Origin of the sequence: Streptomyces sp. NPDC004658, from assembly GCF_040609555.1 — a bacterium.
Taxonomy (GTDB): Bacteria; Actinomycetota; Actinomycetes; order Streptomycetales; family Streptomycetaceae; genus Streptomyces.
Genome location: NZ_JBEXKG010000109.1, coordinates 1 through 20,073, shown reverse-complemented (window position 1 = coordinate 20,073; position 20,073 = coordinate 1). Strand labels below are relative to the sequence as shown.

The window sequence follows — 20,073 nt, the reverse complement described above, 5'->3', positions numbered from 1 at the left end:
CCGCGCACGCGTGCAACGGGCGTTGTCAGTGGCGGCGGATAGCGTGCGCGGACGATCGAGGTCGCGACGCGAGGGGAGACGGCGGATGGAGTTCCAGATCGAGCGGGGTGCCTTGTCGGAGGCGGTGGCGTGGGCGGCCAGATCCCTGCCCTCCCGTTCACCCGTGCCGGTGCTGGGCGGCCTGTTGGTGCAGGCCCGGGACGAGCGGCTGCGTGTGTCCGGGTTCGACTACGAGGCGTCCGCGTCCATCGAGGTCCCGGCGCAGATCTCGGCGGCCGGTGAGGTGCTCGTGCCGGGCCGCCGGCTGCTGGACATCTGCAAGGTGCTGCCGGACACGGCGGTGGCGTGCGCTCTGGAAGGCACCCGGTTCACCGTGGAAGGGGGCGGTACGCGTTTCGGCCTGTCCACGCTGCCCTTGGCGGAGTACCCGGCGCTTCCCGGGATTCCCCCGCTGCTCGGCACGGTGGAGGCGGCGGAGTTCGCGGCGGCCGTGGCTCAGGTCGTGGTCGCCGCGGGCCGGGACGACTCGCTTCCGGTCCTCACCGGGATCCAGCTCCGGCTGGACGGCGCGTCGATGACACTGGCCGCGTCGGACCGGTACCGGTATGCCGTCCGCACGGTGCCGTGGACGCCGAAGACGGCCGCGGGCGAGGCGGTGGAGTTGGTGGTCCCCGGTCGCCGGCTGACCGAGATCTCCCGTTCGATGGCGAAGGGCGGGGAGATCCGCATCGGGCTGAGTGGATCAGGTGGTTCGGGGGGCGGGCTGGTGTCCTTCGAAGGAGCCGGGACGCGGACGACGCTGAGGCTGCTGGAGGGCCGGCTGCCGCGCTACGAGAAGCTGTTCGCCCTGGACGATCCGGCGGTCGCCGTCACCCGGCGGGAGGAGCTGGCCGACGCGGTCCGCCGGGTCGCGGTCGTGGCGGAGCCGAACAGCCCCATCCGGCTCGACTTCTCCGCCGGGGGGACCGTCCTGCTGCAGGCGGGGTACGAGGACGACGTCGCTTCCCAGCAGATCGCGGCGACGTTGACCGGCGCCCAGGACCTGGCCGTCGCCTTCCAGCCCGCGTACTTGCTGGAAGCCCTCACCTCGTTCGACTCCCCCCAGGTGCGGCTCGAGCTTCTGGGCCCGGGTCAGCGGGTCCTGCTGAGCGGCCTGGCGGACGACACACCCCGCGCGGACCACCGCCACCTGCTGATGTCGGTACGGCAGTTGAGCTGAGCAGCCGGAGGGCTCGGCAAACCCGTGCGGCGGGCGCCCCGTCCGGACACACCGGAACCGGGGGCGCTCGCCGCGCATGGGTGTCTCGCCTAGCGATACATGACGGTCGCCGCCTTCCGGATGCTCTGTGAGGGGACCGTGACGCGGAGGGTGTGCGTGTCGGCGTCCCAGTGCCAGCCAGACGGGGCGCGGGCCGTGCCGTTGAGGGCTACGCGGGTCGGGGCGTGTTCCACGCCGCGGAAGGACACCGTCCACTCGCGCCGGTCCACCTGGCCGTTGAAGGAGCCGCCGGCGGGGGCGATCTTCAGCAGGTGGGAGCCGTTGTGCTCGGTGTACCGCAACTGGGTGGTCGCCGCCCGCCGCGACACGGGGCCGACGCCGTCGTCCTCGTAGAGGGAGAAGGAGCCGGAAGCCCCCGCGGCGACGGTGACGCCGACCTTGTCGAGCGGGTGCTGCGCGTCGCCGGGCACGTTCTCGGAGCGTGTGGTGACGATGCCGCCCGCGCGGACGAAGACCGGCATGGTGGCAAGGGTCGTGGTGACGTCGTACGTGGCGCCGCCGGCGGGCGCGGTGTAGGTGCGTCCGGTGAAGTGGTCCGTCCACCGTCCCGGCGGGAACCAGACCGGTGTCGTGGTGCTGGTGCCGGGCGTGGTGACCGGCGCGACCAGCATGTCCGGCCCGTACAGGTACTCGGTGCCCGCCTTGCTGTAGGCGGCCTCCTCCTCCGGGTACTGCAGGTACAGCGGCCGGACGATCGGGACCCCGGTGACGGCGGCCTCACGGGCGAGGGTGTAGGTGTAGGGCACCAGCGCCTCACGCAGCCTGAGGAACTGCTCGGCGGACTTCCTCGCCTCCGGGCCGTACTGCCAGGGGAGCCGGTCGCTGTGGTTGCTGTGCAGCCGGTCGATCGGCTGGAACGTCCCGAACTGCACCCAGCGTGCGTACAGGTCGTCGGGCAGCTTGGTGGTGCGGTGGGTCTGGCCGCCCGAGGTGTACGTCTCCGCTCCGGGGATGCCGTAGCCGTCGTTGTGGCCGCCGATGTCGTGGCTGACGGCGGCCATGCCGGTGGCGGCGGACTCCCCCGGCGTGTAGCCGACCTCGGCGCGCAGGGTGCCCCAGTCGGACGTCGTGTCACCCGAGAAGTGGAGCGTGGTCCGTTTGTCGGCCCAGGGCCCGGTGGGCAGGCCCACTCCCCCGCTGTAGCCGCCGGCCTGGAGGGAGCCGTAGGCGCGGGAGAGGACGAAGCCCCGCTCGCTGGTCTCGGCGGTGAGATCGGCGTACCGCTGGTTGATCCACGCGTCCGGGGTGACACCGGCCTGCGAGGACCGTGAGGTGTCGCAGCACCAGTCCAGCCACCAGAAGTCGTTGCCGGCCCGGTCCATCGGCCGGTGCAGGTCCAGGTAGGCCTGGACCTGGTCGGGATCGCCGAAGTCGAAGGTGTAGCAGTCCGCGCCGGCGGCGGGCGCGCATCCGCCCTTGCGCAGCTTGCCGTTGGCCGTGGCCTGCGCCCGGGGGAACCGCGGATCGGTTCCGAGGATGCTCGGGTGCACGTTCAGGGTGTTGTGCAGTCCCTGGTCCGCGGACCAGTCGAAGAACGCCTTGGGATCGGGGAACTTGACCGGATCGAAGTTCCAACCGCTCCAGGTGTTGGGGGATTTGAAGTCGGTGTCGGTGACAAGCACGTCGAGCGGGACGCCGGCGGCGCGGAACGCGGGCAGGATCGTGTCCTCGTAGTCGCTCGCCGTGCGGTCGATGTACTCGGAGTACCACACGCCGTAGGCCCAGCGGGGCAGCAGCTGCGGTGGGCCGGTCAGTGTGGCGAGATCGGACAGACCCCGCTGGTAGTCGTGGCCGAAGCCGAAGAGGTAGCCGTCCTGGTAGGGCCGGCCGTGGTGGGCGGGGCGGGGGGACGCCTTCCTGGTGCCGGGGTCGTAGACCGCCGAAGGTGTGTCGTCGAGCAGGTACCAGCCGTCACGGTGGAGCAGTCCGGGGGTGGTCCAGGGGGTGGGGTCGTTGTCGCCGTCGAGTCCGTCGAGGCTACGGCGGTAACCGCCCAGCGCGAGGTGCGGCGCGGGGGCCGCGTCCTGGCGGGGGGCCAGCGCGAGGGTGTCCACGTTGACGTGGCAACTGGTGGTGTCGGGGCATCCGAGGGTGATCTCGTCGGTGCCGGCCTTCAGGCTGACCGGGAGGGACGCCGACGCCCAGGTGTCCCAGTCGTCCGTCGGCGGCAGGGACAGCGTGGTGTCGGTGCCGCCCTCGGTGCTGACCCGCACGCTGCGCGTCTGGTGCAGGCCGTCGCCGCCCGTGCCGTTGGCGTAGCGCAGGTGCAGCAGGTACGTGCCGTCCTCGGGTACGTCCGCGATCCGGTCGGTCACGCCGGATCCCTGGTTGAGCTCGCCGGTGAAACCGTAGCCCGCGTGGCCCTTGTGGTCGGTGGCGACGACCGCGGAACCCGACAGGATCGCGTCCTCGGCCTCGCAGCTCGTACCGAACCGGCAGCCCGGCACGGCGCTGTCGGCTCTGCTGGGGTAGGCCGCTCCGGGTGCGAGGAGGGCGACGCTGTCGACGTTGACGTTCCCGGAGTCCGCGGCGGTGCGGTGCAGGGTGACCGTGTGGTCGCCGGCGCCGAGGGACAGCGGGAACCGGGTCACCCCCCAGGTGTTCCAGTCGGCCGTCTCGGGGAGGCTGAACGTCCGGTCGGCGCCGCCGTCCACGCTGAGGCTGAGGGTCCGCCTCTCGTGGCGGCCGTCACCGCCCACGGAGTTGGCGTAGCGCACGGCGAAGTCGTACGTGCCGGCCGTCCTGGCCCGGACGTCCGTGGAGAGGGAGTTGCCGTCGACCTCGAACCCGGCCAGGAAGCCCTTGCCGGTGAACCCGCCGTGGTCCGTGGCGAGTCCCGGACCGTCGTACCTCTGGTCCTCCGCCTCGCACAGGACGCCGGGGGCACACTCCGGGTGCTGCCAGGGAGCGGCCAGCACCGGCTGCTGTCCCGCCCGGAGCCGCACGGTCAGGTTGTCCGCGGTGAACGGGCCGGAGCCGAGCCGGTAGCGCAGGGTCATCGCGCTGGTGGTGACGGTCAGGACGCCGTCGTGGACCGACGAGGTGTAGCGGGGTGGGGGGAAGGCGCCCCGGCCGATCGCGTTGAAGGTGGGCCGGTCCTCGAAGCGGCCGTCCCCGGCGTACTCGGTGCGGATCAGGGTCGGTGAGAGGATCTCGAACCGGGCGTCCGACACGGACACCGTCGCGGTGCGGACCGGCGGACCCGGGGTGTCGGCGGCCGCGGCACCGGGGACCGCCAGACCGAGCCCGAACGACAGACAGACCGCGAGACGGCCGATCACAGGCGTGCGCCGCCTGCGTGAAGATCTCGATGACGGTGGTCGCACAGCACGCTCCATCCAGCACAGCTCCCTTCGGGACGGGGCACTCCGGCGAACGCGCGACCGGGGTGCGCGCCGACGCCCGTACCGGCGCTCGAACAGGCCCGTCGGGCACGGCGATTACAACGTTGTCATCGCGGTTCCCAGGCATGACACCACGCCGCTTTTCCAACTGTCCACACGCGTACCGGACATCGTTGTCAGCGCTCTTGCGGCGACCGCGGCCGAGGTGCGGCAGCGGCGTGCCATGAGCGTCCCGTCCCGGACGGAGCGCTCACCGGCTCCCCGATCGACGGCATACGTGTGCACCCGTCGTGTGTCGCGGCCGTCGACACCGCTCCTGCGCTGCCGCCGGCCGACGAGCTCGTCCGGGCGTTCACGGCCCTGTGGAACGTCGGCGGCGCCGGTATCACGCTCGCGGAGCCGGACCGTGTCGAGCCGCACAATCGCGCCTTGCGGGAGGCGGCACGAGCGATCGACTCGTGGGCGTACGCGGAAGCGGTGAAGGAAACCCAGAAGTTGTCGCGGCGGATCGTCGAAGGCTTCCTCGCCGGCTTCGACCTCCTCGTCACACCGACGATGGCCTGCCTCCCGCCGCTCGTCGGTGCCTGGCGGGCAGGGACCGACGACGATCCCCTGAGGGCGCTGCGGAACAGTTACCCGATGGGGGTGTTCACGTCGGTGTTCAACGTGACGAGGCCACCGGCCTGCCCGTCGGCATCCAGATCGTCGCCGCGCCACGGCGGGAGGACCTGCTGCTCCAGGTGTCCCGCATGCTGGAACCGGAGCATCCCTGGACCGATCGCCGCCCCCGCGTCAGCTAGTTCCTGAACCCCGGAGGACGTCGCGGGCCTTCTGGGGCATGCTGGGAATCCGGGCGGTGGACCGGGAGGTACGGGGATGTGGTGCCGGACTGCGGGATGGATGGTCGCCGGGGTGGCCGTCCTGGCCGCCTGCGGCACGCCGTCCGGCGGTGGAGCAGCCGGAGGCTCGTCGGGGAGCCGCCCGGCGGAGCCGACCGGTAGTGCACCGATGGGCAGCGCGCCGACGGTCAGTTCCGCTCCCTCCGCCCCGGCCCCGCCCACATCCCCGGCCCCGCCCGCCACCGCGTCCTCGGCTCCGGCCACCGGCTGTGTCGCGCGACGGACGGAGGTCGCCGTCGCGCCGGGCGATCCGCCCCGGCGGCGGTTGTGCGTGCGGCCCGGGACCGTGGTGTCGCTGGTGCTCCGGCCCCGCGCGGACGACAAGCGGTGGACGGCCGTGCGGAGTTCCGCGCCGGTCTTCGTCCTGGTGTCCGGGTGGCGCGTGGACGCCGACGGCACCGCGCACGCCTCGCTGAGGGCCGCCGGGACCCGGGGCGGGGACGCCAGGGTCACCGCACTGGCCAAGGCGCCGGACGTGGCGGGCGTAGCGCGGGTCGCGTTCACCCTCGACATGACGGTGTCTCCGTACGCGCGGGAGGGGTGACCCCCGGGCCCCGGAAGACCCGGGGTGCAGGGTCACCCCTCCCTTCACCACGCGGTGGGCGTCAGACGCAGTCGCGCACCTTGATGGCGTGGATGCCGCGGCCGTGGGTGGCCGCGTACAGGGTGCTGCCGTCGGGGCTCAGCTTCAGCTGGAGCACCGCGACGGCCGGGAGGCTGCCGACCCGCTGCCACGTGGTGCGGCCGGGCGCGCGGTAGACGACGCCCAGGTCGGTGGCGACGGCGAGGCCGCCGTTCGGCAGGACGATCGCGGAGTCGGCCGGCACGTCGGGAAGGTTCGCCGAGACGTCCTTCCAGGTGGTGCCGCCGTCGGTGGACTCGAAGACGTGGCCGACGCCGGCGCCGGGGCCCTCGGTCCAGTGCCGGGAGAAGCCGTTGACCGCGAGGAAGACGTGGTCGGCGTTCTTCGGGTCGACGGCGAAGCCGCTGAGGTAGCGGTTGGGCACCGTCCCGTCCACGGGCAGGGAGATGTCGTGCCAGCCGGTGCCGTCGGTGTTGCCGACGGAGATGCCGCGGGCGAAACCCTGGTTGTTGCAGGGGCCGCACCAGGCCGCGTACACCTTGCCGCCCGAGGCCGCGACGGCGGTCGCCGTACGGCCGGCGCCGAGGTCGTACACGCTCTTCCACTCGTCACCGCTGCGGATGGCGTAGCCGTGGGTCTGCACCCAGATGTGCCGGCCGCCGGCGATCCACGTCGAGCTGCTCTTCATGTCGGCCGCGAGCGGGGCGATGAAGCGGGCCTCTCCGGTCGCGTTGTCGGCCGGGGCGACGTTGTACGAGGTGGCCTTGGCCGGGTCGGTGGTCCAGCTGCCGTCGTTGACCGCGCAGTTCTGGGTCACCTGGACGGCGAGGTAGACGTACTCCTCGGCGATGTCGCAGCCGTTGGCCGGGTCGGTCAGTGTGTCGCCGCCGTCGCCGCCGAAGTTCGAGCCCATGACCTTGTCGTCGCTGCGCAGGACGGACTGGCCGTTGTCCTGGAGGCCGCCGGTGACCGAGACGCCGCCGTGGTCGGGGTCCTTGCCGATGCCGACCGAGTAGTACTGGAGGGTGTCGATGGTGCCGTCGTTGAGGGAGGTCCAGTCGGTGGCGTGGCCGGAGGCGTCCTGGGTGCCGTGGACCGGGCGCTTGTAGGCCCCGCCGTCGTTGCCGACGTACAGGAAGCTCTTGCCGTGGTAGCGGCCGATCGCGGCGCCGTGCTGGTCGGAGTGGGTGGTCTGGTGGCAGTCGCCGGTCTGCTTGGCCGGGTCGATGCTCCAGCACGGGAAGGTGAAGTTCCAGTACGGGCCGACGGTCGACCAGGTGCTGCCGCCGTCCTTGGACTCGTAGACCTCTTCCAGACCGGCGTACACGTGCTGGGGGTCGCTCGGGTCGACGGTGCGGAACTGGTTGTACCAGGCCTGCACGCCCGGCATGTACCCGGCGGTGGTCAGGGCGGAGCCGGAGGCCGCCAGCCCCTTGTAGTCGGCGATCTTCGTCCAGGGGCCGGTCGGGGAGCCGGACTTGGAGACGAAGATGCCCTCCAGGCCGCTGTCCGGGTTGGTGTTCAGCTGCTCCGGTGACTGGTCGACGGCGTAGTAGCGCGAGCCGTCGGCGGAACGGGCGAAGGTGACGTTGCCGACGCCGTCCGCGTCGGTCGGCAGGTCACCGAGACCGCCGGTGATGCGGGTCCAGGCGCCGTTGGCCCTGGTGTAGAAGCCGTTGTAGTCGTCACCGCTGCGCCAGCCGACCGCGAGCACGACCTTGCTCGGGTCCTTGGGGTCGATCGCGATGTCGTTGGCGATGTTCTTGTACGGGGCGTCGGGGTCGTCGTCCTCGGGGCCGCCCGGAAGATACTGGGGGTTGGGCGCGAACTCCAGCTTCCAGGCGCCCGCCAGCGTCTTCGTGGAGTGGCTCCACACGCCGGCGCTGGTGGCCGCCCACACCTTCCCGCCGCCGAAGCGCAGCTCGTGGATGGTGGTGGACTCCAGTTCGTCGCCGCCGACCCGGCTGCGGGAGGAGAAGGTGCCGTGGTGCGGGTCGGTCAGGACGTAGACGCCGCTGCCGAGGTAGGCGTCGGCGTTGGTGGTCGCCTCGCCGGTGCCCAGCCACAGCCGCCCGGCGCCGTCGAGCGCGAGCGCGCCGGTGGACTGGGACGGCAGCTTGTCGCTGATCGGCTTCCAGTGCCCGCCGCCGCGTTCGGACCGCCAGACGCCGCCGCCCGCGCTGCCCGCGTACACGTACCCGTCGTCGTCGGCGGCCATGGCGGCCATCCGGCCGGTCACGTTGCCGGAGCCGCCGCTGGAGTTGGAGTCGACGTCCCGGTAGCGGGAGTCGTCGGAGTCGTACGGCAGGTCGGTGATGTGGCGCCAACTGCCGCCCGTGCCGGGCAGGTTGGTCATGCCGGTCCAGGCGGCGCCGTACGCGCCGGGGGCGACGGTGCCGGGCGAGGTGCGGGCCTCCGCGTACTGGTCCGCGCCCTCGGCTATCTCGTCCGCCTCGTTGCCGTCCTCGTCGTCGGCCTTCGCCTCGGGGGCGAGGGCCTTTGCGGATGCGTGGCGTCCGGCGGCGAGTTGGGCGAGGACGCGGGCCCCGAAGGGGCTCTTGCTCTTGCCGGGCGCGGCGCCCGCGGGTGTGGCGACGAGTGCGGCGGATGCGGTCATGGCGCAGATTGTGAGCCATCGTCTCTTACGGGTCGGTGCTGACACCAGGTCCTCCGGAACGGGTGGTTGTACAGCCGTCGGGGAGAACCCGATCACCGGTGAGGAGAGGTGTCCGGCACTTGAGAAGCCTTTGACCAGAACCTGCCACAAGACCACCGAAGGGCAGGGGAACGGGTCGCACGGACCCCCCCGCGGTCCGATCGGCCAGGAGGCGGGTCGTGGTTCGGCGGGCGTGGTTCAGCGGGCGTCGATCCGCTCCCGTCGGCGCCGGCGGAGAGCGGGCCGGCCGGCCGCGGCGGTGCCGCCGCGGGCGGCGGCGCGAGCGGGGCCGTCGGGGACGGTGAACGTGAAGGCGGCCGTCGCCGCCGCGATCGCGGCGAGGGCGAGATACGCGTGCTGGTAGGCGGTGACGGGTGGTGCGGCGCCGGCGCCCGGCGGGGTGCCGAGGACGAGGGCCGTGGTCACCGCGGCCGGCGCGAGGGCGCCGCCGGTCTGGCGTACGACGGTGTTCAGCATCGTGGCCTGCGCGAGGTCGGACCGGTCGACGGTGGCCAGGGAGGCGACCGTGGTGGGAATGAAGAAGCAGCCGATCGCGGCCCCGAACAGGAACATGTAGCCGCGGAAGGTCCACAGGCCGGTGTCCGTGTCGCAGGTGGCGAGGAGGACCAGCACCGCGCTGACACCGGCCATGCCGCAGCCGACGATGAGGCGCGGACCGACCCTGGCGTACAGAACGCCGACGATCTGCACGGTCAGCAGGACGCCGAACGCCTCGGGGAAGGTGGTCAGTCCCGATTCCAGGGCCGTGCGGCCCTGGGCCTGCTGGAGGAAGAGAGGGCTCAGGTACAGGGCGCCCATGATGGGGACGAGGCCGACCAGATTGATCAGGTTGGTGTCCCGGAAGAGCCGGTCGGTGAACAGCCCGAGCCGGAGCAGGGGGTGCGCGGTGCGCAGTTCGACGGCGACGGCGGTGGCCAGCAGCACCGCGCCGAGGACGAGGGAGACGAGGACGGTCGGGGAGGTCCAGCCGCGGTTGGGCCCCTCGCTGACGCCGAACATGGCGGTGCCCAGCGCCCCCGCGCTCAGCAGCAGGCCGGGCAGGTCGAAGCGGCCGGGCCGGCTGCCGCGGTCGCCGGCCAGGAACAGCGTGCCGAACACCACGGCAGGCAGGCCGACCGGCAGATTGACGTAGAAGACCCACCGCCAGGACAGGTGGTCCACCAGCAGCCCGCCCAGCACGGGGGCCGCGGCCGGGGCGATCTGCTGCGGAATGATCATGTAGCGGGAAATGCGCACCTGCTCGGCGGAGGTGAAGGTCCCGAACAGCAGCGCGGTGGAGGCCGGGAAGAGGACTCCGGCCGACACCCCTTGCACGGCACGGTAGGCGACGAGCTGGCCGAGTCCGGCCGCCGCCCCGCACAGCAGCGACGAGCCGAGGAATCCGGCCAGGGCGGTCAGCAGGACGCGTTTGGCACCGAACCGTTCGACCAGCCAGGCGGAGGCCGGTATGGCCATGGCCAGGCAGACCGGGTAGACGACGACCACCCCGTCCAGCGCGGCGGTGGTGAGCCGGAACTGACGGGCGATCGAGGGCAGTGCCACCGTCGTGATCGCCCCGTCGACGATCGCGATGAACGTCACGCTGACGCAGACGACGGGGACGACCAGGCGCTGGCTGATGCGGGTGGGCAGTGCGGACAGCACGGAGTGACGTCGGCGCATATGCTGAGCATACGCACTATGTGCTTACTCAGCATATGGCTTTCGTGCAGCGGGACAGGAGAGACTGGGCACATGGCAGTGCAGGGCAGCAGCGACATCCTGATCGACGAGCTGTACGAGACGACACACCGGCTACGGCAGTTCGTGGAGGCCCGGCTGAGAGAGAAGGGGGCCTCCGTGGCCCGGCTGCGTGCCATGCGCATGCTGGCCCAGGCCCGGAAGCCGCTGCGGATGCGGGACCTGAGCGAGATGGCGGGCATCGCGGCCCGTACGGCCACCACGATCGTGGACAGCCTGGAGCGCGACGGGCTCGTGGAGCGGGTGCGCCACCCGCACGACCGGCGCGCCTTCCTGGTGCGGCTCACCGACGAGGGGCTGCGCTGCCATCGCGAGGCGGAGGAGATCGACCGCCTCGCCCTCGCCGAGGCGACCGCCGCGCTGGACGCGGACGACCGGGAACGGTTGCGGGTTCTGCTCGCGCGGATCCGCGACCACACGGTGTGACGGGGCGTTTCTGACCGGGTGTGTGTGCGGAGCGCGTGCCCGTTCGCCTGCGTCCGTGCGCGCCCGGGTGGAGTGGTGGCTCGCCGGGCGGTCCTGTTGCCGTGCGGGAGGGCGGCGTACGGGTGGACGGTTGCGGGCGCCGGACGTTGTGGCCGCGACGGACGTTGCGGTCGGCGCCGGAGGCCATGACCGGCCACGTGGCCGCCCGCCTGCCCCATACCTACGGCATACCTACGGCGGCAGTAGGCGACGCCGGCAACGCGGGCCGCGGCGCCGTACCGTCCGGGCGGCTATCCGCCGTGGTGCGGACCGGGCCGGTCGGTGTCGTTCGGGGTGGTGCCGGGCTTGGTGTGCAGGACTTCGCGGGCCTGCTCGGCGGCGCGGGTGATGCTTTCGCTGATGAAGTCGAGAAAGCGGGCGATGTTCTCCAGGCGGGTGGCGGCCGGGGTGTGGGGCCCGAGGACGGCGACGCCTCGGCGCGCGGTTTCGACGAGCTGGTCGTTGGCCCGGGCGCTGGCGATGGTCGCCTGGTAGAAGAGTTCGTCGTCGACGACGTAGCGGTCACGGCGGCGTTCGTCGCGCTCCCGGCGGACGAGGCTCTGTCCTTCCAGGAAGGTGATCGCCTTGGAGATGGACGCCGGGCTGACCTGGAGGCGCTGGGCGAGTTCGGACGCGGTGAGGCTGCCCGCGTCGGTGGTGAACAGACAGGTCAGCACCCTGGCCGTCATCTTGGGCAGCCCCGAGGCCATGAGGACGGTGGTGAGCGCCTCCTCGTACTCGGCGACGGCCCGGGCGTCGCGCCCGTGTGGCTGGGCGACCGCCTGCGGGCCCCGGGGGGAGGCGGCCCTGCGTCGGCGTGCGCGGTGTTCCGTCGCGCGATGGGCCAGTTCGGCACGGTAGGCGGTGGGACCGCCGTTGCGCATCACCTCACGGGTGATCGTGGAGGTCGGCCGGCCGAGGCGCCGGGCGATCTCGGCGTAGGCGAGGCCGTCGGCGAGCCCCAGCGCGATCTGCTGGCGTTCCTGCTGGGTGAGCCTGCCTCCCGGCACCGTGACCTCCTCGGGGATCCTGCACGACGGCTACCGCCCGCCAGCATAGCGTTCACTCCTGCTCCATTGCAATGATCCGTGAGGGCGTTCATTGCGTTAGCTGCACACCATTGCAACACTTTAGCGGCTTTGACCTGCGAGTTTGTCGTTACTATGCAACAAGTACGTTGTCGAGATAAGGAAAGCAACGTAGCGTTTCCTTCATCGGAAACAACGAACGAACTCGGGAGAGCACGATGCAGAAGTTCGACACCCCCGCCCCGATCTCCGCCGTCATCGACATCCCCGCCGGGCGCGTGCAACTCATCGCCTCGGACCGCGCCGACACCACCGTCGACGTCCGGCCCGCCGACCCCTCGAAGGGCCGTGACACCAAGGCCGCCGAGCAGACCACCGTCACCTGCACCGGGGGTGTCCTGAGGATCACGGCTCCGGCCGCCGGCAACCAGCTCTTCGGCCCCTCCGGATCCCTGGAGGTCACCGTCCAGTTGCCCGCCGGATCCGCCATCGAAGGCAAGGCCGCGGGCGCGGAGTTCCGGGGAGTGGGACGTCTCGGGGACATCGCCTTCGACGGCGCCTATCGCCAGATCAAGGTCGACGAGGCCGCGAGCGTCCGCCTCACCGCGGTCGACGGCGACGTGGAGGTCGGCCGGCTGAACGGTTCGGCGGACATCAGCACTGCGAGGGGCGCCATCCGGATCACCGAGGCCGTACGCGGAACGGTCGTGCTCCGCACCCAGTCCGGCGACATCTCGGTCACCACCGCCGACGGGGTCTCGGCCACCCTGGACGCCGAGACCGGCCGCGGCCGCGTCAGCAACGCTCTCAGGAACGACGGCACCGCCGCACTCGAGATCCGCGCCACCACCGCTCAGGGTGACGTCTCCGCCCGCAGTCTCTGAACGAGCGGTACCTGGACCGTCCGGGAGGGCTTCGACGGCCGCTCCCGGGCCCTGGCCGTGCCGGACCAGAAGGCGGCCGTTGGGTCCGACTGCTGTCCGGGGCTGCGGGACCTACGCTCGCGTGAACCCGTGGCTCCGCTCCACCTTCGCCACGTGCAGCGTGTACCTCTCGTACCACTGGGCTCGCCCACGCTTCTGCGCCACCTGGTGCTCGGCGTTGCTCCGCCACTGCGCGAGGGCGTCGGCGTCGCGGAAGTACCCCACAGTGATGCCCAGACCGCCGGGAGTCTGCGCGTGGTCCATCCCCAGGAACCCCGGGACGTCCTTCACCAGGTCTTCCATCCGCGCATTGGTCTCGCTGTAGCCGCTCTGGTCCTGGGTGCGCACCGTGGTGAAGACAGCCACGTAGTAGGGGGGTTCGTAGGGCCCGACGGGCACAACAGGTGCTTCCGGGTGTTCGCTCATGGCGCCACCGTAAGGCCGAATACGCCCGACGCTCCAGCGCCTTTCCCGAACGGGATGGATAGGGACGGCAGACCCCGGCGCGGGTGGGCGGTCAGCCGTCGGGGTCGACTTCGGGGTGCGTGAACCGCACGGGCTTGCCCAGTGACCGGGCGTAGGCGATCTCGGCTCGGGTGCTGTCTCCGATGTAGTCGCCGACTACGAGCACCTCGTCAGCGAGCCGGATCTTCGCCCGGTGCAGATCGTCGAGTCGAACCTTCAGCGCCTCGGCCTCGACAGGATCGGACCAGAGTGAGTGCGGCGACTTCATGTCGCAACCCGGCTTGACGACGATCCTTCCGGCTGCGGTCTCCCGCAGATCGGCCTCGGTCATCTCGGTCATGAAGCGGGTGGAGCCGCAGATCACGACGATCCGCGGGAGGCTCAACTGCTCCTTCGCGTCGGCGAGTTTCTCCTCGGGGGTGAGCGGTTGCGGGTATGACACTGGTTCCTCCTGGTGGTGCGGTCCAAGGGATGTCCGCGGAGACGAGAACGAGGATGTCCAAGGTCGTTGTGTGGCGGACGGCTTCACCTCCGAGGCCACATGGCTCCGCCACGCCCGTGCCCAGCTGCGCCGCGCGAAGCGTCAACAGGCCGTTCCCGTGCACCTTTTACCGGACAAACCGTCCCTACGCTCACTGATCGCCTACGATCACGGCTTGGGCGAGTTCAGGGCTGGTGACACGTCATTCGATTCCGAGGGGGCCGACGCCCAGGTCCTCACGCATGAGGCGACGCATCTCCGCCATGGCCTTGCGTCGCCGCTCTATCAGGGGCGCGTCGTCGGCGGAGCCGACAGCCACTCCACGGGCGTAGGCGTCGCGGATCGCGCGCAGGCGGTGGAACGCCTCGTTCCCCGCCTGCACGACCTGCGGGGGCCCCACGAGCCAGAGGCGTTCGCTCGCCGTGTAGATGCCGGTGCCGCGCACGGCTTCCCGCACGGCCGCGTCGCGTGCCGACTCGGACATGTGGTCGCCCAGGGCGACGGCCCGTATCTCCTCACCCGCGGCTTTGAGGGCGGAAACATACTCCGTGTAGACCTCGCGCCGTACCTCCAGAGCATGCCTGGCTTCCTCCCGCCGCCACCGGTTCCGGTCGGCGATCAGAGTGGCTGCGATGCCGATGACGGCACCGGTCAGTGTGGAGAGCAGGGGCATCCAGTCCATGTGTCGCAGCTTGTCGGAACCGGTGCGCCGGCACCAGGGGCTTTCGCTGCGCATGGCTGTGCCCAGCACTGCCGCAACCCTCCCTAGGTCAGGACCAGCCAGCGACGGCCGTCGATGAGCTCTCGGGCCGCGTCGAGGTGCCCGGCGTGGCACGCGGTCTCGGTGATGACGTGCAGCAGGACGTCGCGCAGGGTGTGCAGGTGCGGTTCACCGAACAGGTCGTGGGGCCACCAGGCCAACGCCGCGTCCGCGGGGGTGACGGTGATGACCCCATCGGCGAGTTCTGTCTCCTGTCGGTACTGGTCGAGCACGTCGGTGGCCGACAGTTCGGGGGCGACCTTCCACGCTTCGTCGCCGTTCGTCAGACCACGGATGACGTCCTCGTCACCGGCCACGACCGCGCGGAACCAGAACCGCTCCACGTCCAGCGCGAGGTGCTGCACCAGTCCCAGGCAGTGCCATCCGGAGGGCAGCACGGGCCGCCGTAGATCCTTCGCCTCCAGGCCGTCGAGGATGCCGAGAACGTGGCGCCGCTGTGCGTCCAGGACCCGGAGAAGTGCCCTGACCTCGCTGCCCGTGGTTGATTCGCTCAGATTTTCGGTCACGGCCACAGGATCTCGTAAACCCCGCAGCGGTGCGGGGAGTTCCTCGACGAAAAGCCCTGCGGGCGTGCGGAACCTTGGGGTGGGGCCTTTCGAGGTTCCGCACGCTGGTGACCTGGGTGGTGTAGGTGATGGTGCCGTCGCCGTTCTCCTTGACCGACAGGCGGGCGTTCTGCGCCCGGTGTCGCGCGGGGCTGTCCGTCCGCTGTCTGCGGCCTGTCGACGGCTTGTCTGCGGCTTGTAGGCGGCGTCTGACACGTTTGCCGAGATCCTGCCGGGTGCCCATCCGGCAGCCCCGCGACAGGCAAGGAATCAGCATGAACAACGGCGTCACGAACATCGGTGCCGGACTCGGCGGCCTCACGCTCGCCCGCGTCCTGCACGTCCATGGAATCCCGGCGACGGTGTACGAGGCGGAGGCCTCCCCGAGGGCGCGGACACAGGGCGGGATGCTCGACATCCACCACGACAACGGCCGGCCGGCCCTTGAGGCGGCGGGCCTGATGGACGCGTTCCGCGGCCTGGTCCTCGAAGGCCGCGAGGCGACACGGTTCCTCGGACCGGACGGGACCGTTCTGGTCGACGTGCCCGACGACGGTACGGGCGAACGCCCCGAGGTGCAGCGCGGGGAACTGCGGCAGCTCCTGCTCGACTCCCTCCCCGCCGGCACCGTCCGGTGGGGTCAGAAGGCCGCCGGCACCCGTGCCCTGGGTGACGGCCGTCACGAGGTGACCTTCGCCGACGGCACCGCCCTCGTCACGAGCCTGCTGGTCGGGGCGGACGGCGCGTGGTCACGGGTCCGGCCGTTGCTGTCCACCGCCGTACCGGAGTACACCGGCAGGTCGTTCGTCGAGACCTACCTGTTCGACGCCGACACCCGGCACCCGGCCGCCGCCGAAGCGGTCGGCGGCGGGTCGCTGTTCTCGCTCGCGCCGGGCAAGGGCATCCAGGCGCACCGGGAGCGAGGCGGAACCCTCCACACCTACGTGGCGCTCTCCAGGCCCCTGGAGTGGTTCGCCGACATCGACTTCACCGATGCCGCCGAGGCGACCGCGCGGATCGCCGCGGAGTTCGACGGCTGGGCGCCGGAGCTCACCGCACTGATCACCGACGGTGAGACCCCACCGGTCCTGCGGCCCCTCCACGCGCTGCCGAACGAGCACCGGTGGGATCGGGTGCCGGGGGCGACCCTGCTCGGCGACGCAGCCCACCTCACGGCCCCGAACGGCGAAGGCGCCAACCTGGCCATGTACGACGGCGCCGAACTCGGCCTCGCCATCGCCGCGCACCCCGACGACACGGAGACCGCGCTGAACGGCTACGAGGAGGCCATGTTCCCGCGCAGTGCCGCGGCCGCCGCCGAGGGCGCTCGGCTCCATGAACTCCTCTTCGGCGACGACGCACCCCACCGCCTGATCTCCCTGTTCCAGCAGGGCCGGTGAGCCGCCCAAGGCCCGCACCGTGGCTCCGCTTCTCGTCCTCACCGTGGAGGCCGGGGCGGAACGGGACTGCCGCGGACGGCCGTTGGAACGTCAGAGGACCGTTATCAACACCGTGACGGTGGATGATCATTGATATGGTCCCGCCATGGCTACGGCAGAGGGAACAGCGAGCGGCCCCGTCACCGCGGCCGACGTCGAACATGCCGTCCGCTTGGCGCTCGCCACTCTGCGGGAGGCTGAGGACCGGGACTGGAGCGTCAAGGCCGGCTCCCTGGAGTGGGATTGCTGGGAGACCGTCGAGCACCTCGCCGACGACCTGTTCTCCTATGCCGTGCAACTCGGCCCGGCGAGCCCGCCGTCGGACACCAATGTCCCGTTCGCATGGAGTCGGAAGAAGCCGGGCGGCCCGGCGAACGCCGTCTTCGCGGACCGTGCGGCCGGTACCGCCGGTCTGCTGCAAGTGCTGGATGCCAGTGGCGCCTTGCTGACCGCGATCGTCCGCACCACGCCGCCCACCGTGCGGGCACACCACGTCTTCGGCGCCGCCGACCCCGAGGGCTTCGCCGCGATGGGCATCGTCGAGACCCTGGTGCACACCCACGACGTCGCCGAGGGCCTGGGCCTGGAGTGGACGCCGCCCGCCGACCTGTGCGACCGGGTGCTGGCCCGGCTCTTCCCCGAGGCCCCGGCCGACACCGACCGGTGGCCGACGCTCCTGTGGGCCACCGGCCGCGCGGAGCTTCCCGGCCGGCCGCGCCTGACCACGTGGCGCTGGTACGGCACACCACGCGGTGAGGCCCGGTAGCGCGGCTGCCGGAGCTGACCGGCGGTCCTGCGCCACCGGTACGTCGACCGGCACGGGTCATGCGATCCAGGCAGCCTGGGTTCAGTGAGCGCCGGACGGGACGTCAGGGCAGGGTCAGGATGCGGGGGCCCTCGTCGGTGACGGCGACGGTGTGCTCGATGTGGGCGGCCCTGCTGCCGTCGGTGGTGCGCATGGTCCAGCCATCGGTGTCGGTGCGGTAGGTGTTCCGCCCACCGGCCATGAACATCGGTTCGATGGCGAGGACCAGGCCGTGGCGCAGCGGGAAGCCACGGCCGGGGCGGCCGCGGTTGGGGACGTGTGGGTCTTCGTGCATCTGGCGGCCGATGCCGTGGCCGCCGAAGTCGGCGGGCATGCCGCAGCCCGCCTTGCGGGCGACGGTGTCGATGGCGTGGGAGATGTCGCCGATGCGAGCGCCCACCTGGGCGGCGGCGATGCCGGCGTCGAGGGCTTGCTGGGTGGCGTCGATCAGATCGAGGTCGCCGGGGCGTGGTGTTCCGACGGTGAAGCTGATGGCCGCGTCGCCCGTCCAGCCGTCGAGCCGGGCGCCGCAGTCGACGCTCACCAGGTCGCCGTCGCGCAGCCGGTAGCCGGTGGGGATGCCGTGGGACACGGCGTCGTTGACGGACGTGCAGATCACGGCCGGGAAAGCTACCGGGGCGAAGGACGGCCGGTATCCGAGGAACGGGGAGTCGGCTCCGGCCTCGGCCAGCACCGACCGGGCGGCCTCGTCCAGTTCGCGCAGGGACACCCCCACGTCGGCCGCCTCGCGGACCGCGGCCAGAGCGTGGGCCACTACACGCCCGGCTTCCCGCATGGCGTCCAGTGCGGCATCGGTCTTGATCTCCACCATGGGTTCGTCTCCCGGAGCACGTCGTTCCAATACTTATACCGGTATTAGTATCACGGTCGCGGGTGCAGTGACCTCGCCCAGTCGGGCGCACCTGCCATGAGCCGAGCCGTCCCCAGGCCGCTCGCGGTGGGCAGTCTGCTCGGCGGTCGGCAGGCTGCTCGGCGGTCGGCGGAAAATGAGTTGTCTGCCGCGCGCGGTCTCGTACACGATCGTCCGCATGGATCTGTAACGGCTGCCACGTCCCCACAGTCGCCCTGTCGCGCGATCGACCTCGGAGCCTGACGACTCGTCCCCGAGGCGGCAACCGCGCCCTCGTGTGCATCCGCCAGATCCCGGGAGCCACGGCTCGGCCCGTGACAACTCCCGCTGAGCCAGAAATCGACCACATCCATGAACACCTTCCGCAAGGCCCGGTGGGCCGTGCGCCAGTCCGGCCTGCCCGTTGTCGTGCGCCCCTGCCCGGACTGCTCCGGCAGGCGCCACCATCCCTCGGGCAGGTTCCGCGTCAACGCGAGCGGCAAGCTCCTCGACGTCTGGCTGCTCCTGCGCTGCGCCATGTGCGGCCGGACCTCGAAAGTGCCCGTCCACGAACGCGTCCACGTCTCGTCGCTGGAGCCCGCACGCCGGCTGTCGTACGAGACCAACGACCCTTCCGTCATACAGGAGTTGGCGATGAGCGCGTCGCTCGCCGCGCGCAACGGATACCGCCTCGACTGGGCCGGTGCCTGGGCGCTGGAGACCGACTCGTCCGTCTGCGCACTCCGAGAGCCGACACCCCTGAAGGTGCTGATCAGCTTCGAGCTGCCGGCGCCGGTCCGCGTCGAGCGGCTCCTCATGCTCGGGCTCGGGCTCAGCCGTACCGAGGTGCGCCGCGGGGTCGCGGACGGGCGCATCCGCCTGCCGCTGGCCCCGGACGCCAAGGCGTATCAGGACTTCGAGCTCACCGTCGACCGGTCCGGTTCCGCCCTCCTCGCGAAGTGCCGCGAGCTTTGCGAAGACACGCGCGGCGGACTTCAGGACGGCGGGGCGTGCGAGGGAGCCGGCGGGGCGTGCGAGGGAGCCGGCGGGGCGTGCGAGGGAGCCGGCGGGGTGGGGTTCTCGCCGACGGAGGAGGTGCGTTCGGCCGTGGTGATGTAGCCGTACGGCACCCTCAACTCCCCGTCAACACGGCAGGTCTTCCTTGACCTTCACACCGGTGTCACCGTCGATGATGCTGTCATGACTGTCGCATCCTTCGATCCCCGCGCCCTGCTCGCCGAGAGCCGCCTCGGTGTCCTCGCCACCCTCAAGGCGGACGGGCGCCCCCAGCTCTCCCCCGTCATGCCGTACTACGACCGCGAGGCGAACCTCATCCACATCTCCACCAACGAAGGCACGGCCAAGACGGCCAACCTGCGCCGGGATCCCCGTGCCGCACTGGAGGTGACCGGCCCGGACGGCATGACCTGGGCCACCGCCGAGGGCATCGCCCGGCTCACCGGGCCGGGCACCGACCCGCACGGTCCCGAGGTCGAGGCGCTGGTGGAGTACTACCGGCTCGCGGCCGGGGAGCACCCCGACTGGGACGAGTACCGGTCGATCATGGTCGCGGACCGCCGCGTGCTCATCACGATGTCGGTCGACCACGTGTACGGCGCCGACATCCGCTGACCGGACGCCCGCCCTGCCGGGGTTCCCCGGGCATGCGCGCCGGCGGGCGGCGGGCGGTGCCCCGGCACCGGGAGAACGAGGACGCGCGCGGCGAGGCGTGGACGCTGTACTACCTGGGGCAGGCGCTGGAGGAGACC

18 protein-coding genes are annotated in these 20,073 nt (G+C 71.4%); 9 read left to right on the top strand and 9 right to left on the bottom strand.

All coding sequences use genetic code 11. The annotated features are described in order from the left end of the window. The first annotated feature begins 85 nt into the window (after positions 1–85). Entirely contained in the window at positions 86–1,219 is a 1,134-nt protein-coding gene (dnaN, locus tag ABZV94_RS29080; protein WP_356345478.1) for a DNA polymerase III subunit beta, read from the top strand. A gap of 89 nt (positions 1,220–1,308) precedes the next feature. Here dnaN and ABZV94_RS29075 read toward each other — a convergent pair whose 3' ends face one another. After that, positions 1,309–4,617 (bottom strand): TIM-barrel domain-containing protein, encoded by a 3,309-nt coding sequence (locus tag ABZV94_RS29075; protein WP_356345476.1) that lies wholly within the window; start codon positions 4,615–4,617, stop codon positions 1,309–1,311. Positions 4,618–4,902: 285 nt separating this feature from the next. On the opposite strand from ABZV94_RS29075, the gene ABZV94_RS29070 reads away from it, so the two are divergent. Further along, entirely contained in the window at positions 4,903–5,430 is a 528-nt protein-coding gene (locus tag ABZV94_RS29070; protein ID WP_356345473.1) for a hypothetical protein, read from the top strand. A 201-nt stretch (positions 5,431–5,631) separates the two neighbouring features. Continuing rightward, positions 5,632–6,066, top strand: coding sequence for an acetyl-CoA synthetase (locus tag ABZV94_RS29065; protein ID WP_356345471.1), 435 nt, complete (start codon positions 5,632–5,634; stop codon positions 6,064–6,066). A gap of 61 nt (positions 6,067–6,127) precedes the next feature. Here the strand turns inward: ABZV94_RS29065 and ABZV94_RS29060 are convergent, their stop codons facing one another. Then, positions 6,128–8,767, bottom strand: a complete 2,640-nt coding sequence (locus tag ABZV94_RS29060) for a glycosyl hydrolase (RefSeq protein WP_356345468.1) — start codon at positions 8,765–8,767, stop codon at positions 6,128–6,130. A 192-nt stretch (positions 8,768–8,959) separates the two neighbouring features. Next, a complete protein-coding gene (locus tag ABZV94_RS29055) occupies positions 8,960–10,426 on the bottom strand; it encodes a DHA2 family efflux MFS transporter permease subunit (protein WP_356345491.1) in 1,467 nt (488 codons plus the stop codon). A 90-nt stretch (positions 10,427–10,516) separates the two neighbouring features. Here ABZV94_RS29055 and ABZV94_RS29050 point away from each other — a divergent pair, with 90 nt between their 5' ends. Next, positions 10,517–10,948 (top strand): MarR family transcriptional regulator, encoded by a 432-nt coding sequence (locus tag ABZV94_RS29050; RefSeq protein WP_356345467.1) that lies wholly within the window; start codon positions 10,517–10,519, stop codon positions 10,946–10,948. A 290-nt stretch (positions 10,949–11,238) separates the two neighbouring features. On the opposite strand, the gene ABZV94_RS29045 is transcribed toward ABZV94_RS29050, so the two are convergent. Next, a complete protein-coding gene (locus tag ABZV94_RS29045; RefSeq protein WP_356345464.1) occupies positions 11,239–11,997 on the bottom strand; it encodes a helix-turn-helix domain-containing protein in 759 nt (252 codons plus the stop codon). Between the two features lie 236 nt (positions 11,998–12,233). On the opposite strand from ABZV94_RS29045, the gene ABZV94_RS29040 reads away from it, so the two are divergent. Next, positions 12,234–12,899, top strand: a complete 666-nt coding sequence (locus ABZV94_RS29040; RefSeq protein ID WP_356345462.1) for a DUF4097 family beta strand repeat-containing protein — start codon at positions 12,234–12,236, stop codon at positions 12,897–12,899. A 111-nt stretch (positions 12,900–13,010) separates the two neighbouring features. On the opposite strand, the gene ABZV94_RS29035 is transcribed toward ABZV94_RS29040, so the two are convergent. The 4 genes from ABZV94_RS29035 to ABZV94_RS29020 all read right to left on the bottom strand — a co-directional run bounded on the left by ABZV94_RS29035 (position 13,011) and on the right by ABZV94_RS29020 (position 15,177). Further along, positions 13,011–13,364 (bottom strand): antibiotic biosynthesis monooxygenase, encoded by a 354-nt coding sequence (locus ABZV94_RS29035; protein ID WP_356345459.1) that lies wholly within the window; start codon positions 13,362–13,364, stop codon positions 13,011–13,013. Positions 13,365–13,455: 91 nt separating this feature from the next. Next, positions 13,456–13,845: a hypothetical protein gene (locus tag ABZV94_RS29030; protein WP_356345457.1), complete on the bottom strand. Its 390-nt coding sequence runs from the start codon at positions 13,843–13,845 to the stop codon at positions 13,456–13,458. Positions 13,846–14,086: 241 nt separating this feature from the next. Continuing rightward, entirely contained in the window at positions 14,087–14,566 is a 480-nt protein-coding gene (locus ABZV94_RS29025) for a hypothetical protein (protein WP_356345455.1), read from the bottom strand. 83 nt (positions 14,567–14,649) lie between these two features. Then, positions 14,650–15,177, bottom strand: a complete 528-nt coding sequence (locus ABZV94_RS29020) for a DinB family protein (protein ID WP_356345452.1) — start codon at positions 15,175–15,177, stop codon at positions 14,650–14,652. Between the two features lie 308 nt (positions 15,178–15,485). On the opposite strand from ABZV94_RS29020, the gene ABZV94_RS29015 reads away from it, so the two are divergent. Both ABZV94_RS29015 and ABZV94_RS29010 read left to right on the top strand, forming a co-directional pair. Beyond that, positions 15,486–16,610 carry an NAD(P)/FAD-dependent oxidoreductase gene (locus tag ABZV94_RS29015; RefSeq protein WP_356345449.1) on the top strand — a complete coding sequence of 375 codons (1,125 nt, stop codon included), beginning with the start codon at positions 15,486–15,488 and terminating at the stop codon, positions 16,608–16,610. Positions 16,611–16,755: 145 nt separating this feature from the next. Beyond that, positions 16,756–17,415 (top strand): hypothetical protein, encoded by a 660-nt coding sequence (locus ABZV94_RS29010; RefSeq protein WP_356345447.1) that lies wholly within the window; start codon positions 16,756–16,758, stop codon positions 17,413–17,415. Positions 17,416–17,518: 103 nt separating this feature from the next. Here the strand turns inward: ABZV94_RS29010 and map are convergent, their stop codons facing one another. Continuing rightward, on the bottom strand, positions 17,519–18,286 hold the full coding sequence (map, locus tag ABZV94_RS29005) for a type I methionyl aminopeptidase (RefSeq protein ID WP_356345445.1): 768 nt from the start codon (positions 18,284–18,286) through the stop codon (positions 17,519–17,521). A gap of 390 nt (positions 18,287–18,676) precedes the next feature. Between map and ABZV94_RS29000 the strand changes: the two genes are divergently transcribed. Beyond that, entirely contained in the window at positions 18,677–19,423 is a 747-nt protein-coding gene (locus ABZV94_RS29000; RefSeq protein ID WP_356345443.1) for a DUF1062 domain-containing protein, read from the top strand. A gap of 81 nt (positions 19,424–19,504) precedes the next feature. Continuing rightward, positions 19,505–19,936 (top strand): PPOX class F420-dependent oxidoreductase, encoded by a 432-nt coding sequence (locus ABZV94_RS28995; protein ID WP_356345441.1) that lies wholly within the window; start codon positions 19,505–19,507, stop codon positions 19,934–19,936. The last annotated feature ends 137 nt before the right edge of the window (positions 19,937–20,073 follow it).

Bases quoted from the DNA above. Each gene is read 5' to 3' on its own strand.
- ABZV94_RS29000 (WP_356345443.1), top strand. From the start codon at position 18,677: ATGAACACCTTCCGCAAGGCCCGGTGGGCCGTGCGCCAGTCCGGCCTG.
- ABZV94_RS28995 (WP_356345441.1), top strand. From the start codon at position 19,505: ATGACTGTCGCATCCTTCGATCCCCGCGCCCTGCTCGCCGAGAGCCGC.
- ABZV94_RS29065 (WP_356345471.1), top strand. From the start codon at position 5,632: ATGGGCAGCGCGCCGACGGTCAGTTCCGCTCCCTCCGCCCCGGCCCCG.
- ABZV94_RS29035 (WP_356345459.1), bottom strand. From the start codon at position 13,364: ATGAGCGAACACCCGGAAGCACCTGTTGTGCCCGTCGGGCCCTACGAA.
- ABZV94_RS29015 (WP_356345449.1), top strand. From the start codon at position 15,486: ATGAACAACGGCGTCACGAACATCGGTGCCGGACTCGGCGGCCTCACG.
- ABZV94_RS29010 (WP_356345447.1), top strand. From the start codon at position 16,756: ATGGCTACGGCAGAGGGAACAGCGAGCGGCCCCGTCACCGCGGCCGAC.
- dnaN (WP_356345478.1), top strand. From the start codon at position 86: ATGGAGTTCCAGATCGAGCGGGGTGCCTTGTCGGAGGCGGTGGCGTGG.
- ABZV94_RS29040 (WP_356345462.1), top strand. From the start codon at position 12,234: ATGCAGAAGTTCGACACCCCCGCCCCGATCTCCGCCGTCATCGACATC.
- ABZV94_RS29075 (WP_356345476.1), bottom strand. From the start codon at position 4,617: ATGGAGCGTGCTGTGCGACCACCGTCATCGAGATCTTCACGCAGGCGG.
- map (WP_356345445.1), bottom strand. From the start codon at position 18,286: ATGGTGGAGATCAAGACCGATGCCGCACTGGACGCCATGCGGGAAGCC.
- ABZV94_RS29050 (WP_356345467.1), top strand. From the start codon at position 10,517: ATGGCAGTGCAGGGCAGCAGCGACATCCTGATCGACGAGCTGTACGAG.
- ABZV94_RS29025 (WP_356345455.1), bottom strand. From the start codon at position 14,566: ATGGACTGGATGCCCCTGCTCTCCACACTGACCGGTGCCGTCATCGGC.